This window comes from Pedobacter sp. CFBP9032, assembly GCF_034045265.1.
GTDB lineage: Bacteria > Bacteroidota > Bacteroidia > Sphingobacteriales > Sphingobacteriaceae > Pedobacter.
The window spans coordinates 22,128-38,287 of sequence record NZ_JAXCWE010000003.1; the positions used below are offsets into that span (position 1 = coordinate 22,128).

At 38.8% G+C, this 16,160-nt stretch carries 9 protein-coding genes; 8 read left to right on the top strand and 1 reads right to left on the bottom strand.

Annotated elements, in window-relative coordinates; all coding sequences use genetic code 11:
- Nucleotides 1–34: 34 nt before the first annotated feature.
- The 5 genes from proS (at nt 35) to SOM16_RS06820 (ending at nt 5,914) form a co-directional block, all read left to right on the top strand.
- Nucleotides 35–1,507, top strand: coding sequence for a proline--tRNA ligase (gene proS, locus SOM16_RS06800; protein ID WP_320463241.1), 1,473 nt, complete (start codon nt 35–37; stop codon nt 1,505–1,507).
- A 159-nt stretch (nt 1,508–1,666) separates the two neighbouring features.
- Nucleotides 1,667–2,806, top strand: a complete 1,140-nt coding sequence (locus tag SOM16_RS06805) for a cystathionine gamma-synthase (protein ID WP_320463242.1) — start codon at nt 1,667–1,669, stop codon at nt 2,804–2,806.
- Nucleotides 2,807–2,962: 156 nt separating this feature from the next.
- Nucleotides 2,963–3,781, top strand: a complete 819-nt coding sequence (locus SOM16_RS06810) for a TIGR02757 family protein (protein WP_320463243.1) — start codon at nt 2,963–2,965, stop codon at nt 3,779–3,781.
- Between the two features lie 117 nt (nt 3,782–3,898).
- Entirely contained in the window at nt 3,899–4,513 is a 615-nt protein-coding gene (locus tag SOM16_RS06815) for a Crp/Fnr family transcriptional regulator (protein WP_320463244.1), read from the top strand.
- Nucleotides 4,514–5,266: 753 nt separating this feature from the next.
- A complete protein-coding gene (locus SOM16_RS06820) occupies nt 5,267–5,914 on the top strand; it encodes a response regulator transcription factor (RefSeq protein WP_320463245.1) in 648 nt (215 codons plus the stop codon).
- A gap of 17 nt (nt 5,915–5,931) precedes the next feature.
- Here SOM16_RS06820 and SOM16_RS06825 read toward each other — a convergent pair whose 3' ends face one another.
- Nucleotides 5,932–6,108, bottom strand: a complete 177-nt coding sequence (locus tag SOM16_RS06825; protein WP_320463246.1) for a hypothetical protein — start codon at nt 6,106–6,108, stop codon at nt 5,932–5,934.
- 996 nt (nt 6,109–7,104) lie between these two features.
- Between SOM16_RS06825 and SOM16_RS06830 the strand changes: the two genes are divergently transcribed.
- Genes SOM16_RS06830 through SOM16_RS06840 form a run of 3 tightly spaced genes read left to right on the top strand, consistent with a single transcriptional unit; the run spans nt 7,105 to nt 16,091 of the window.
- Nucleotides 7,105–13,062: an Ig-like domain-containing protein gene (locus tag SOM16_RS06830; RefSeq protein WP_320463247.1), complete on the top strand. Its 5,958-nt coding sequence runs from the start codon at nt 7,105–7,107 to the stop codon at nt 13,060–13,062.
- A 58-nt stretch (nt 13,063–13,120) separates the two neighbouring features.
- Nucleotides 13,121–14,095 carry a type IX secretion system membrane protein PorP/SprF gene (locus tag SOM16_RS06835; RefSeq protein ID WP_320463248.1) on the top strand — a complete coding sequence of 325 codons (975 nt, stop codon included), beginning with the start codon at nt 13,121–13,123 and terminating at the stop codon, nt 14,093–14,095.
- A 37-nt stretch (nt 14,096–14,132) separates the two neighbouring features.
- Nucleotides 14,133–16,091: an OmpA family protein gene (locus SOM16_RS06840; protein WP_320463249.1), complete on the top strand. Its 1,959-nt coding sequence runs from the start codon at nt 14,133–14,135 to the stop codon at nt 16,089–16,091.
- Nucleotides 16,092–16,160: the final 69 nt, after the last annotated feature.

The window sequence follows — 16,160 nt, forward strand, 5'->3', positions numbered from 1 at the left end:
ATTTAACACACAAATTACGTTCCAAATACATAACATGAGCAAAGAAATTACAAGTAGAGAAGCAGATTATTCACAGTGGTATAATGATATCGTAATAAAGGCCGACCTTGCTGAACACTCGGCAGTTAGGGGATGTATGGTTATTAAGCCCAATGGCTATGCAATATGGGAAAATATGCAGGCTGTGCTTGATAAAATGTTTAAGGATACAGGTCACAGTAACGCATATTTTCCATTGTTCATTCCTAAGTCATTTTTTTCTAAGGAAGCCTCCCACGTAGAGGGTTTTGCTACAGAATGTGCAGTTGTGACACATTATCGATTAAAAAATGATGGTAATGGCAACATTGTTGTCGATGAAACCGCCAAATTAGAGGAAGAGTTAATCGTACGTCCAACATCTGAAACCATTATCTGGAATACCTATAAAGGTTGGATTCAGTCTTACCGCGATCTTCCAATCTTAATTAATCAATGGGCGAACGTAGTGCGTTGGGAAATGAGAACCCGTCTGTTCTTACGTACTGCAGAATTTTTATGGCAGGAAGGGCATACTGCCCATGCAACCGCACAAGAGGCCATAGAAGAAACTGAACGTATGTTGCATATCTATGCCGATTTTGCAGAAAACTGGTTGGCGTTGCCGGTAATCAGAGGCAGGAAATCACCAAATGAAAGATTCGCGGGTGCGCTAGATACCTATTGTATTGAGGCACTTATGCAGGATGGTAAGGCCTTGCAAGCTGGAACCTCACACTTTTTAGGACAAAATTTTGCAAAAGCATTTGATGTAAAGTTCACCGGTAGAGATGGTAAGCTTGATTACGTTTGGGCATCATCATGGGGTGTATCTACACGTTTAATGGGCGCTTTGATCATGGCCCATAGTGATGATTCTGGTTTAATTATTCCACCAAAATTAGCGCCAACCCAGGTCGTAATTGTTCCAATTTATAAAAGTGATGAAGATTTAGGTAAAATAACAGGTTATGTTAATGAACTAACGATGCGTTTGAAAGGGTTAGGCGTTTCTGTGAAATACGATAACCGCGACACACAACGTCCGGGATTTAAATTTGCCGATTATGAACTGAAAGGTGTGCCCATCCGTATTGCCATCGGGGGCAGAGACCTGGAAAATAAAACTGTCGAAATTGCCCGAAGAGATACAAAGTTAAAACAAACTGTTCCTCAGGAAGGACTTGATATTTACATTGTAAAACTACTAGAAGATATTCAAACCTGCATGTTTAACAAAGCACTGGCTTATAGAGACGCGCACATTACTGAAGCAAACTCTTACCAGGAATTTAAAGATTTGTTAGATACTAAAGCAGGTTTTATTTCTGCTCACTGGGATGGTACACCTGAAACAGAACAGAAAATTAAGGAAGAAACTAAAGCCACTATTCGCTGTATTCCCTTAGATAATAAACTGGAAGATGGGATTTGTATTCACTCCGGCAAGCCATCTATCCAAAGGGTATTGTTCGCAAGAGCGTATTAGAAGGAGTCTGGAGTCATGAGTTCGGAGTCTTTAGTCTCTTTCTAATGTATTAAAGAGCGTTAAGAGTCATTACTTAATACTCAATTTATAATAAATAAATGGGCTGATTATTGTTAAAACTGATCAGCCCAAATCTATCATCTCATATCTATTTAAGAAATGAAATTCGGAACAAAAGCAATACATGCAGGCCAGGAGCCTGATCCAACAACCGGTGCAGTAATGACACCAATATATCAAACTTCCACTTACTGGCAAAAAACGCCGGGAGATAACAAAGGTTATGAATATTCCAGAGGAACAAATCCAACACGTAAAGCCCTCGAAGATTGTTTGGCTGCATTAGAAAATGCTAAATATGGTTTAGCCTTTTCCAGCGGAATGGGTGCTACAGATGCTGTGCTGAAACTACTTTCTCCTGGTGATGAAGTAATTACCGGGAATGATTTATATGGAGGTTCTTATCGGATTTTCACAAAGATCTTTTCTAAATACGGTATTAAATTCCACTTTCTGGATCTTTCTAAACCAGAAAATATGTTGCCTTATATAAATGATAAAACAAAATTGGTTTGGATTGAGACACCTACAAATCCAACGATGCAAATCATCGATATTGAAGGCGTAGCTAAAATTACTAAAGAGAAAAATCTTATTTTAACCGTTGATAATACTTTCGCATCACCCTACTTACAAAATCCTATTGATTTAGGCGCTGACATCGTGATGCATTCGGTAACCAAATATATTGGCGGTCACTCTGATGTTGTAATGGGTGCTTTGGTTACGAGTGATGAACAATTGTACAAAGATCTTTGGTTTATCTATAATGCTTGTGGTGCAACACCTGGTCCGCAAGATTCTTTCCTGGTTTTGAGGGGAATTAAAACACTTCACCTGCGCATGAAAGCGCATTGTGAAAATGGCGAGCGAATTGCACACTTCCTTAAAAATCACCCTAAGGTAGATAAGATTTACTGGCCAGGTTTTGAAGATCATCCTAATCATGATATTGCTAAAAAACAAATGCGTGGTTTTGGAGGAATGATTTCCATTACACTCAAAGGTGCTGATTTGCAGGAGACATTCAGAATCTCTTCGAACTTTAAGGTTTTTACATTGGCAGAATCTCTTGGAGGGGTAGAATCTCTAATTAACCACCCAGCTACTATGACTCACGGTTCAATTCCCAAAGAAGAACGAGAAAAAGTTGGTGTGACAGATAATTTACTTCGCTTAAGTGTTGGAGTAGAAGATATTGAAGATCTTCTGGAAGATCTTGGAAATGCGCTGGCATAAAATTTCGGGCAGGTGATTTCATCTGCCCGATTTTCTTTTCTGGTACTATGTTGAAAAGATAATTGATCTCCTTTTTTAATGGGGCATGAGTGATGTGCCTTTTTATTCTTCTATTCTATTAAATACTTTCCTGCGCTATTGTTTATCCATAAGCTGATGCAATTTTTAGAGCTAAAAAATTTTCTTGATCAAAAAGTTGCACAGTATAATCAACTTGATTTTATTTCGAACGATCCGGTTTGCATCCCGCATCTTTTTACCAAAAAACAAGATATTGAAATAGCGGGCTTTTTTGCTGCAATTTTAGCCTGGGGACAGCGAAAAACCATTATTAATAAGTGCAAGGAATTACTTGGGCGGATGGATAACTCGCCCTATGAATTTATGATCCATCACAGTGATGATGATTTGAGAGGATTATTAAACTTTAAACACAGAACGTTTAACGATACCGATTTACTTTATTTTGTGTCTTTTTTCAAGTCTCATTATCAAACTTTTGATAGCCTGGAACATGCGTTTGTACCCAAGTATTCCATTTTATCTGATGAGTTATTACCAACTACAGCTGTAGATACGACCAAAACAAGTATTTCTATTGAAGATTCATTAAATTATTTCAGGGCTTATTTTTTTTCTCTGGAAGATTTCCCGCATCGTACAAAAAAGCATATTTCTTCACCAACGCAAAAGTCCACCTGCAAACGCTTAAATATGTTTTTGAGGTGGATGGTGAGGAAAGATAATAATGGTGTAGACTTCGGCATCTGGAATACGCTTCAGCCAGCTGATTTAATTTGCCCCTGCGATGTTCATGTAGATAGGGTAGGACGTTTACTGGGACTAATTAACAGAAAACAAACGGATTGGCTTACTGCTGTGGAACTTACGCAACATTTAAAACAATTCGATACCAATGATCCGGTTAAATATGATTTTGCATTATTCGGATTAGGAGTAGAAAAGATTCTTTAAAATTGGTAAACCTTGAGAAATGTCAATAAAAAAATCTTTTCTTTGATGTAGTGTTGATTTTATATCTGGTAATTGCAGTTTAATCAATGCTATTACCACCATATTAGTTGTTTATAAATGATCGCCGTTAATTTATCTGAGGAGGATAGATGGAAAAAATTCAATAATTTTTCGCCATTTATTTCAATTTTTAAAAAATTTCATCCGCTCAATGAGGATATCGAACAGCGTATCAATCAGCATACTTTCCCGATAAGCTTTAAAAAAAATAAACTTATCATTTCTCCTGTAGACCCCAATAAACATCTTTTTCTGATAGTTAAAGGCATTGTAAGGGGATTTGTTAAAGATGGTAATACTGAGATTACCACGTGGATTGCCAAAGAGAATGAGATTGTTGGAACAATCCGGAATCTTTGGTTAGACGGCCATTCTGAAGAACATTTACAAGCGTTGGAAGATGTGGATTTGATTGCCATTCCACACGTACTTACAGAATATCTTTTTGAAAATTATCCCGAAGCAAATATTGTCGGTCGTAAAATAATGGAACTCTATTATCAATCGGCAGAGGAACGAGCTTATCTGTGCAGGATATCATCTGCAGAAAAAAGATATAAGAGATTTTTAGTTTCATTTCCTGATTTGACTAACCGGGTTTCCTTAAAATATATTGCCTCTTTTTTAGCCATTAGATTAGAGACTTTAAGTAGAATCAGGGCACGCATTTAACATTTATGGAATTTCTTGATATCACCTGCTGTATATTAAGGTATTATCATAATTACCTACCCTAATTCATTTAAAACATTTTTTAAGGTTTGCAATAGCTTATCCTATTCTATCTCATTTTGAATAACATATTAATGTAATTTTATTTTATCTCGTAAGCATTGATTAGTAAACACTACTGATTAGGGGCTCATATGGAAGATAAATTTGAAAGTAGCTGTTATAAAGAATGCTTTTGATTAATAAATCCTTAAAAGTTCATGTAAATTTACAAAGCCGTTAATACTGGTGTAGTCATTTATGTATCTCATTATGAGCGCTTTATCCTCTTTTTAATAAATGCTCTTTAATGAATTTGTACTAATAATTGATTAAATTCAGTAAATCTATGCCAAGGCGAGCCACGCAGGCTTAACGTTTCTGTAACACTAATTAATGATCTTAATTTAGTGCTCCATATTATAATAACATTGTTTTATATTGCCCATAAATTAATCGATTTAGTAGTTTTTTTAACCTACGTATAACGATTTAGTAAAACTAGGCAAGAATTTTATAGCTTGCACGTTTATTAGACGAACATGATGTAAGCTTAAACAATTTTTTTTTCAAAAATGTGTAAAAATGAGCAAAATTGTATAATAATGTCTACATTTGTGAGATTAAAAAAGTAGTCTTTTTTTGAAATGAATAGACTACGAATTACGATAAAATTGATAACTTTGTTAATATTTATATCCTTATTTATACACAATGAAACCTAAGAATACTGCAAGTACCTTCACTGTACTAATTGCTGATGATCATGAAATCATCCGCCGGGGTTTAAAAAACTTAATTTCTGATTTCTGGACTGGAGTAGAAATTATTAACGCCTCTACGCTAGAACAGGCTTTAGTTGAAGCCGAAAAAGCACCTAACTTAATTATCATCGATGTGAATTTGCCTGGTGGCAATAATCTGAAAGTGATTGATCAAATCAAATCAGTTCAGCCAGCTGCTAAGATATTGGTTTTCTCCTCTCTGAATGAGAACATCTATGCTGTTCCTTATTTAAAATCCGGAGCTTCAGGGTATTTGACTAAAAATGCAGAAGAATCTGAAATTGTAACTGCAATTACAACAATATTGGCTGGTAGTCGCTATTCGAGCAGAAATGTTAAAGAAAATATGTTTAACAGTATTTTAGGAAATGATGCAGATAATCCTTTCACAAAACTATCAGGGAGAGAGTTGGAAGTTGCAGAACTATTAACTAAAGGAATTGGTGTTTTGGAAATTTCAAACCAGCTTAAGTTGCAAATGGGTACAGTTAGTACATATAAGCTTAGGTTATTCCAAAAATTAAAGATCAAAAGTATAATCGAACTTGCTGAGAAAATGAGCATTTACGAAAAATAGAAAGAGTTATACTCTTTCTATTTTTTTGTTTGCTTCTTTGCTGTACCAATACCATCTTCGTCTGCAGATTCGTTTGGGGTAGATCCAGCTGCTCCATATTTTTCTGATGCGCCTTGTCCATTTTGGTCAAAAGATGCTTTTTCCTTAGCTGTTCCTTTGGTTTTATCTTTGCTGTTGTCTTTTTCCTTACTCATTTTCATTTTTTTTATACTGTTTTCCAATGGTTTTAATAATAACAAGCTTAAACAATTAAAAGTTTTTTATAAATAACATCATTGTAAATAGGAATTTAATATGATGATGTTATTGCCATTTTTATTTAGCTATAAAGAGCATTTTTATTCATAACTATTTGATTTTACAATGATTATGAATATTTTTGTTCAAGCCATCAAACTCCCTGTTATTTATGTCTTCCAATGTAATTATTCAACCGCCAAAGGTGTGTCCTACATGCCCGTCTTGTAAAAATCCAGAGACTTCCCGGGTTCCGAGAGGTTTTGTCTTTAAGGTGCTTATGCCTTTTGTTCCGGTAAGGCATTTCAAATGTTATAGGTGTTTTAAAAAATTTTACGTTTTTACTCGTTAACTGAATTTTTTAAGTTAAATGTCTGGTTAGATTGATATTTAACAACCATGTCTATTCTAAATATTCTGATATTTTTATTTAAACGTAAGTTGTAACGATTTAACTTTTGTCTACTATATAACTGGTAATATTATACCTTTATCACAAGTAATTAGTTTTTCTTGTCGTAGTGTAATTGCGTCTTCACTACATAGATTTCTTATCGGTAAATACCAAAAGCCTAATTATTCGTTACACAAAGTTTGGGTATTCCAGATTTCTCTAGAAAATGAATTGATAATTGTCAATAAAATATTTTTTTGTGTGTTTAATTAGACGGTAGAAAAGAAGAACTGAAGTTCATTTCCGATATTTGTTGCCTTATTGATGAATGAAGATTTAAGCGTTCAAAAGACCGTTGTTCTTTTCTTTTGACAATAAAGCTAAGGTATAAACTGTACCTGAAAACTATTATTAATCAATTCATCCTTATTGCTGCATTGAAGCGTTATGTCCCCGTATGTCTAAAACTTTACTAAGCTTACTTGTTCAAGTATATCAAAGTTTTATGTTTAACAATTATAAGACAAAGAAGTTTGTTAATTGTTTTATAAAATTCACTTTGATTTTATTTTTTTTTATTTCGCAGGCTACGCCAGTGTTTTCACAGTTCACCATTTCGGAAAACTTTAGAGGATCTGGCTCACCACAAGTGATCATCGGTGGACCTGGCGGAATAGATGGTACAGCAATTTTAACTTCTGGAATAACTGATCCGCTAGGTGCCGGATGGTTACGTTTAACAAATTCAACGGTTAATCAAAGAGGATATGCCTATGTAGATAAATCCTTTCCTTCTACATTGGGCGTATTAATCGACTTTGAATATAAGATGTGGCGTAATGCTGCAAATAATGAAAATAACTACAACGGTGGAGATGGTATTGCTGTATTCTTGTTTGATGCTACCCAGCCATTTCGTCTGGGTGGTTTTGGGGGATCCTTAGGTTATGCCCCCAATATTCAATCAACGCCCCCTGTTCTCGATGGTTTAGCCGGGGGCTATATCAGTGTTGGCCTGGATGCCTTCGGTAACTACGGAAATGCTATTGAAGGTAGGAATGGCGGATTCGGTACGAGTGAAACGGCTAATGCTGTTGTGGTAAGGGGGATTACCACCTCAAACAGAACAGAAGAAACCGCTGCTGGAATATTACCAACCAACAGATTTTTAACTGGAGTAAGTTTAGGCAATAGAAGTGGTACAATTGGGGATATCAGGCTAAGAAATGAAATCGATTATAACCTTGGTACGGGACCCGAAAATTCATTTTCTGATGTTAGGCCTACCGATGAACAATTCTTCAGAAGAGTACAAATTGAAATAAAGCCGGAAGCAGGGCAGTACAGAGTAGTGGTAAGAATGGAAAAATCTGCAGAAGGTCCATTTGTAGAACTGATTAATTATTTATCTCCTGATGTGCCGCCGGCAACACTGAAAATGGGCTTCGCCGCATCGAGCGGTGGCGCTTTCAACTATCATGAGATCCGTAATTTACTGGTAACTACGCCTGGTAACATCAGGGTTGTGAAACGCGCAAACCGTGATATTCTTCAGGCAGGTGAAAATAACGCGGTAACTTACACATTGGATGTTGTTAATGATACCAATGCCCCATTAACCAATGTGCAATTTAATGATCAGCTAACTGATGCGATCGGCAATCCATTAGCTAATGGTGCATTTACCATTAACAGTATTACCCCAACCGGATTTATAAGTGCTAACTTTACACCTGCCAGCCTGAATACAAGCGGCCGGATTACCGGTAGTTTTGACATTGAGGCAAAGGCATCTGCAAAAATTGTAATTTCAGGATCGCTTAATACAATACCTGCTGGTAATGTGCTTAACAATACGGTCAATATTACCACCACCGATATCCAGGACGAGGATTTAAATAATAATACATCAGTTGCGAGTATTCCTGTGCAGGCAACGGGCACCGATGCTATCATTGATAAAACAGCTGATCGTTATTGTCTGAATACTGCTGGTAATACTACCACAACTTTTACCATGAGGGCTGGCAATATCGGCAACAGGCCGATGGAAAATTTATCCAATACCGCAATTGGTAACCATTTGGTGATTACGAAAACTATTCCATCCGGATACGCCTTTACTGCAGGTTCAAGTGCAGGATGGGACATTTCACAATCTGGATCTACAGTAACCTATATCAGTAATCAACCGATAGATGTTCAAGGCAGTAAGTACTATAATTTCCCGATCACCTACACGCTAACTGGCACTGGGAATTATATCGACGAAGCAAAAATTGCCTATAGGAACTATAATACGGCAAGTGCTTCTAATGATATCGAACCACCTGAAAATACATCAAATAATACGAGTGCCACCAGGCTTTCCACGCCAGTGAACCCAATAATAGTTAAAAGCCCGGTGATGTATTGCCAGGGTGCCACTGCATCATCATTGGTTTCCTCTGTATCTAATCCACCTACGGGTGAAACTTTATTGTGGTATACGGATATAAACGGAACCTCGAGCATCAATGCTCCAATTCCCGGAACATCAATAGTAGGTAATACCACCTATTATGTTACCCAAACCAATGGAAGTTGTGAAAGTGATAAAGTTCCGATCGTAGTTACCATAACTCCTGCACTCACAGCGGGAACGATCTCCGGAAATCAGACATTTTGTACAACAGGAGATCCAGTACCCTTTACTGAATCGGCCCCATCAGGTGGATCTGGTAGCTATAGCTATCAATGGCAATCCTCTACCACGAGTGCAACAGCTGACTTTACAGATATTTCAGGTGCGAATTCAGCTAGCTATGATGCGCCCACTGTAGGTCAAACCACCTATTTCAGAAGGTTGGATAGTGCTACGGGAATTGGATGTGATGGTGTGGTAACAAATGTATTAACCATTACCATACAATCCGTATTAAGTAATAATATCATTACTGCACCTGCCGTTGCAGCCTTTTGTGAAAGTGGCGATCCAGAAATAATAACAGGTACGGTGCCAATTGATGGATCAGGTAATTACAATTATCAATGGCAATCTAGTTCGGATAACTTAATTTTTACAAATATTAATGACGCCACTCAGATTTCTTACGACCCTGGTGTGCTTACTTCAACTACCTATTTCCGCAGGCAGGTAACTTCAGGAAGTTGTGCTATCCCAACGGTAAGCGGAGTTGTTCAGATTACAATTAATGCTTTACCAGATATTTACAATGTTACTGGCGGAGGTACTTATTGTGCAGGCACTTCTGGCGTGGTGGTTGGTTTATCCAACTCACAGGCGGGCGTTAGTTATCAAATGCAGATTGCAGGCGTTAATATGGGTAATCCGGTTCCGGGGAGTGGCGCTGCCATTTCATTTGGTAATCAAACAGTGGCTGGTATCTATACCATAGTAGCCTCGGGTTCCAATACGCCAGCTTGTATACAGTTAATGAACGGTAACGCAACAATTGGGGTTACCAATAAGCCATCTGCAAATACCTATACGGTAACTACCAATGAAGATGTTGTTTTAACAGGGAGTGCAACCACGACAGACCCTGACGGGGATAATCTGATTTATACGAAGGCCACCGATCCGGTTTATGGAACAGTTACGGTTTCTGAGACAGGTATATATAGTTATACGCCGGGATTGAATTATAACGGAACTGATTCCTTTACGGTCTTGGTAAACGATAAGGTATGCGGCACGTCACTGGTAACCGTTAATATTACTGTAATTCCTGTAAATGACATGCCTGCATTTATAAAAGGTAGCAATCAGTTGGTTAATGCAAATTCGGGTATGCAAACCGTAACAGGATGGGCTACAGGAATCGGTATCGGCCCGGCAAATGAATCATTACAGGCTGTTGATTTTATCATCAGCAATAATAACAATGCCTTATTCAGTGTTCAGCCAGCTGTGTTATCAAATGGGAGCTTAACCTTTACACCATCAGGCAATGTTGCAGGCAGGGCAACTGTTTCGATAGCTATTCATGATAATGGAGGTACTGAAAACGGTGGAATTGATCAAAGTCAGGTGCAAACCTTCACTATTGAAGTTAGGCCTGTTGGCGTTACAGACGATGTTACAACATTGGCGAACACACCGGTTATTACTGAGGTAAAGGCAAATGACGGAGCAACGGCTATCAATAGTACAGTTAATGCTACCAATGGGACTCATGGCTCAACAACTGTTGATGCCGGAGGAAAAGTAACCTACACCCCGACCGGCGGCTATACCGGAACAGATACTTATACTTATACCCTCACTACAGCAGACGGCGTGGTGAGTGATCCAATATTTGTAAAAGTCGTAATTTATCCTACAGTGGTATTATCGGGTCCCGCTTCTGTAAATGAAAATGCAGGATCTGTTAATTATACGGTGTCCCTTTCCGGATCAGCAGGTACAGTTCTGGCATCGCCGGTTTCCGTGGTTACCGGAATTACTAATGGAACTACAAATTCTTCTGATTATACCTTCACCTCACAAACACTTACATTTCCTGCAGGTACGATTTTAGGGCAGCCAGGTAGTACCATTACTTTTCCGCTGATTATTAATGATGATGGCATAACTGAAGATGACGAAAATTATACCATAACCATTCAAAACCTAAGTGGACCGGCTACTCTTGGAAATACAGCTGTGCAGACTACCATTCTTGATAACCGCCCCATTGTTGCCACCATCACGGCAGGGAATGACGGGAACGAAAATGGTTTGATCAATGGAACATTTATAGTTAGGTTAAGCAAACCCTCTACTAATAATACCTTAATCAATTATACTTTAAGTGGCACAGCGAAAGAAGGAGAAGATTACACTATCGCGGTTAGAACAGTAACGATCCCAGCGGGTGAAACTACAGGCGTGATTCAGATTCCAGTGCTTGGAGATGGGTTAATTGAAGGAAACGAAACCGTAATCGCAACCTTAACCACTTCAAATAATCCGGCACTGGTGGTTCTTCCCACAACTGCAACCATCAATATCATTGACGGAACAACCGGAACGGTTATCGTAACCGGAACAAGGGATGGCGCAGAACCATCAACTCCCGGGCAATTTACCTTTACGCTTAGTCAGGTTTCTACAACCGATACTAAAATAGGCTTTGTCGTATCAGGGACAGCAACATCTGGATTAGATTATACCTCGATAGGTTCTTCAGTGATTATCCCGGCAGGTGTATCATCAGTAACCTTAAATGTACCTGTGCTGGATGATAACCTTAATGAAGGAAATGAGACAGTCATTTTAACCATGATGGGCGCTACTGATAATCCACGCATTACAGCAATTACAATACCTGCCATAGTTAATATTAGAGATAACCGGGCGCCTGTTGTGAGCGCTCCTGGAATTACCACGACTGAAAATACACCTTTTAATGGAGTCATTACGGCATCCGATATAGATGGCGACGTACTGACGTTTAATATTCAGGTTGCACCAGCTCACGGAACGGTAGTGCTGAGTAACGGCACCTATGTCTATACGCCAGCAACAGGATATACCGGCGCAGATTCATTTACCGTTACAGTGAGTGATGGTAAAGGTGGTATTGCTTCCGTTACTATTCCGGTAACCGTAATCCCAGCGAATATATCCGCCAGCAGTGCTATCGCCTTAGTTAAAACAGCTGTGTTAAACGGCAATCAAATCACATATACATTTTTTATCAAGAATACAGGAGCACTAACCTTAAACAGTGTAACCTTAACCGATAGCAAGCTAGGGATTGATAATAAAACGATCACGATTGCAGGCGGCCTGGTTCCGGGCGCATCGGTAAATGAGGTAGCCGTTTATACCATTACGCAGGCAGATAAAGATCTGGGTGCGGTAACCAACATGGCAAGCGTAAACGCTAAAACAGCTGGAGGAGGCAATGTGAGCGATATTTCCGGTACACAGGAAAACAATGATGTGCCTACCGTTATCAGTTTCCCTAAATCGCCAAAAGCAGTTGATGATACTGGGGTAAGTACGGCAAATGCACCGATAACAATTAACATCCTGTTAAATGATGATGCCGGAAGTTCGACTTTTGTAAAATCAAGTATAGAAATTGAGATTCAGCCTAAAAATGGCCGCCTCGTTGTAAATGCAGATGGTACAGTAACCTTTATACCTAATACAGGCTTTACCGGTAGTGATACCTTTACCTACAGGGTGAAAGATGCCAATGGATACTATACCAATATAGCTTCAGTCGTAATTACAGTCAGTTTTACAGAAGTTAAAATTCCAAACCTGTTTACGCCCAATGGTGATGGTATCAATGATGCCTTTGAAATTAATGGTCTAAACCAATATCAAACAAATGAACTGCAAATTATTAATCGCTGGGGTAACGAAGTCTTCCACGCAAAGGGATATCAGAACAACTGGACAGGCGAAGGCTTAAATGAAGGTACTTATTATTACTTACTGCGTGTTAGAAAAACCGGAAGTGGTGAAGTGGAAGTATTTAAGGGATACATTACATTAATCAGGGCGTTTAAAAACTAGAAAATGACTTTCAAGAGGTGATCCTTTTAGCAAGATTACTGCTCTTAAAGATATTGAGATGATGAAAAAAATAATACTATTTATCGGCTGTTCTGTTCTATTGCTGTCGCAACGCTCGGCTGCCCAGCAGGATGCGCAATACAGCCAATATATGTTTAACGGAATTTATATCAACCCTGCTTATGCTGGTTATAAAGAAGTACTCAATGTACATAGCTTTTACCGCAGTCAGTGGACGGGCATTACCGGAGCGCCACACAGTATGTCGTTAGCAGTAGATGCCAGTGCGAACAATGGTAATGTCGGGCTAGCTCTTCAGGTGTCCAGCGATAAGCTCGGCGCACAAACCCATCTGGGCATTTATGGTAATTATGCTTACCGCATAAGGATGAATGATGATGGAAGCTCAAGACTGGCACTTGGTTTAGGAGTTGGTATGGTGCAGTTGGGGATTGACGGATCTATGCTTAACCCAAACAATCCTGAACCCTTTCAGCCAATTGGTGTACAAAGCACAATTATTCCTGATGCGAGAGCCGGAGTATATTTTGCCAATGATCGCTATTATGCAGGTTTTTCTGCAGATAACCTGATTGCCACTTATATTAATATAGACCGTTATGCTTTTATTCCACAACCCAAACCACATTACTATTTAACTGCCGGTGCATTATTCCCACTTTCTGAAAATTTTCAGATCAAACCGTCATTTTTACTTAAAGACGACCGGGGAGGGCCTACCAGTTTAGATCTGAATGCATTTTTGATGATTAAAGAAGTTTTATGGGTAGGAGGTTCTTATCGTACAGGCGTAAAAATTTATGACAAAAGCTATCTTCAAAAAGACCTCAGTCAGCGAAATTCAGCAGTTGCATCCATTCAGATCTTTCCTTCAGAAAGGTTGAGGATTGGCTATGGCTATGATTTTTCCATTGGTGCTTTACAAGGCTACAGCGGTGGCACACATGAAATATCAATTGCTTATTCCTTTATCAAACCAAACATCAGGTTGGCCACGCCGAGGGTATTTTAATGAATTTGATTATTAAAGGAATTATTCAGCTATTATAATGAACAAAAAACTACAAAGAATATGTTTTGCCGCCTGTTGCATGCTGGCTTTATCGGGTTCGGTAAAAGCCCAATACATATTAAAAGCCGCAGATCATCAGTTCGAGTTGTTTAATTACGCGAAGGCTATAGACCTCTATGAGCAGGCCTTTAGAAAAAAAGAAAGTTTGTATACAGCGGAGCGCCTGTCCACAGCATATGCCATTATGAATAATTATAAACAGGCCGAAAGCTGGTATGCCATCGCTGCAAAAATGCCTGGGAGCAATCCTGATAATATACTGGGTTATGCGAAGGCACTTCAAAGCAATTCAAAATACAGGGAAGCCAAAGCACAATATAAAATCTATATTGGTGCAGGTAAAGATATTTCAAAAAAACAGGCAAATATTTGGCTGGCTTCTTGTGATTCGGCTTTGAAATGGATGAAGCGGCCCAAACAAATTGAGATAATTAATCAGAAAGAACTAAATAGCCCGCAATCTGATTGGGGTTCAGTTGAATACAATGGTTCCACTGTATTTACATCAGATCGAACTACATTTAGTTCCGGGCCAACAGAACAGTCTCCTTTTTTAAGATTTGATGGCACAAGAATGCCCGATCAAAAGATTTATGGCTGGACGGGTAATGGTTATCTGAAATTGTATCTTAAGGCTTCTTCTACGGATAGCTTAAAATTGTTTCCCCTGCAAACCGGCGTTAGTTATCATGTTGGTTCAGCCACTTTTACAGCTGATGGAAATACGATGTACTTCACGATGACCAAAATTCCGGAATCCTTAAAGCGGGTAAGCAATAAACCCAGTACCGTAAATGTGTCTATCTACAGCAGCGTGAAGGATACTGATGGCAATTGGGGAGCACCAGTTGCCTTTGCCTACAACTCCATAAACGAATATTCTGTTGGCGATCCTTTTATTTCCGGCGATGGTACAAGTCTGTATTTTTCTTCAACCAAACCTGGCGGAAAAGGCGGAACAGACATTTATGTTTGTTTGAAAAATGATGAGGGCAAATGGGAGAGCCCAATTAACCTGGAGCAAATTAATACGGCGGGTAATGAACGTAGCCCTGTTGCTGCCGGGAGCAATTTGCATTTTGCAAGTGATGGCTATGTGGGAATGGGCGGTCTGGATATTTTCTATGCAGTAAAGAATAGTACAGGTGACTGGCAGGTTGAAAATCTGGGCTATCCTTTTAACTCGCCGCAAGATGATTTTGCCTTTAGTTTAGATGAAAAGAATGGGGTAGCACATCTGTCGTCAAACCGTTCGAATGGAATGGGTAACGACGACATTTATTTGCTTGATTTGAAGTCTGTTCACACCATTGAGCTAACCGGAAAGGTTTATGACCGAAAAAGTAAACAACCTATTACCGGGGCGTTGGTTACCTTGGCGAAAATTAATGGTGGAAGTTCAAAAGTAGAAACAGGTGATCATGGGGAATATAAATTTAGTTTATCTGCCAGATCAGCATATACGGTATCGGCAGAGGCCACTAATTTTCGTACGGATGCCGTAAACCTCAATAACATTAATTCAGGCCAGACAAGCACGATTGATCAGGATTTGTATCTGGAGCCAATAGAGCTGAACAAAGGAATCAGGTTAGAAAATATTTATTATGATTTTGATCAGTGGAATATCCGTGCTGATGCAGCCATTGAGCTGGACGCTCTTGTTAAAGTGATGAAAGACAATCCAACCATATGGATCGAAATTGACTCACATACCGATAGCCGCGGTAATGATGCCTTTAATTTAAGGTTATCACAAAAGCGTGCTGAATCTGCAGTGGATTACATTATTTCCAAGGGTATAAATAAAAACCGGATCGAAGCCAAAGGCTATGGCGAAACACAGTTAATCAATTCATGTGCTAACGGAATAATTTGTAACGAGGCCGACCATCAACTCAACAGGCGTACAGAATTTAAAATCGTTAAACAATAACCATCCCATCAGGTCATTCATCTTCTAAATAATTCTTTTAATGCGCTGGTAGTCCTATCTGCGCATTTT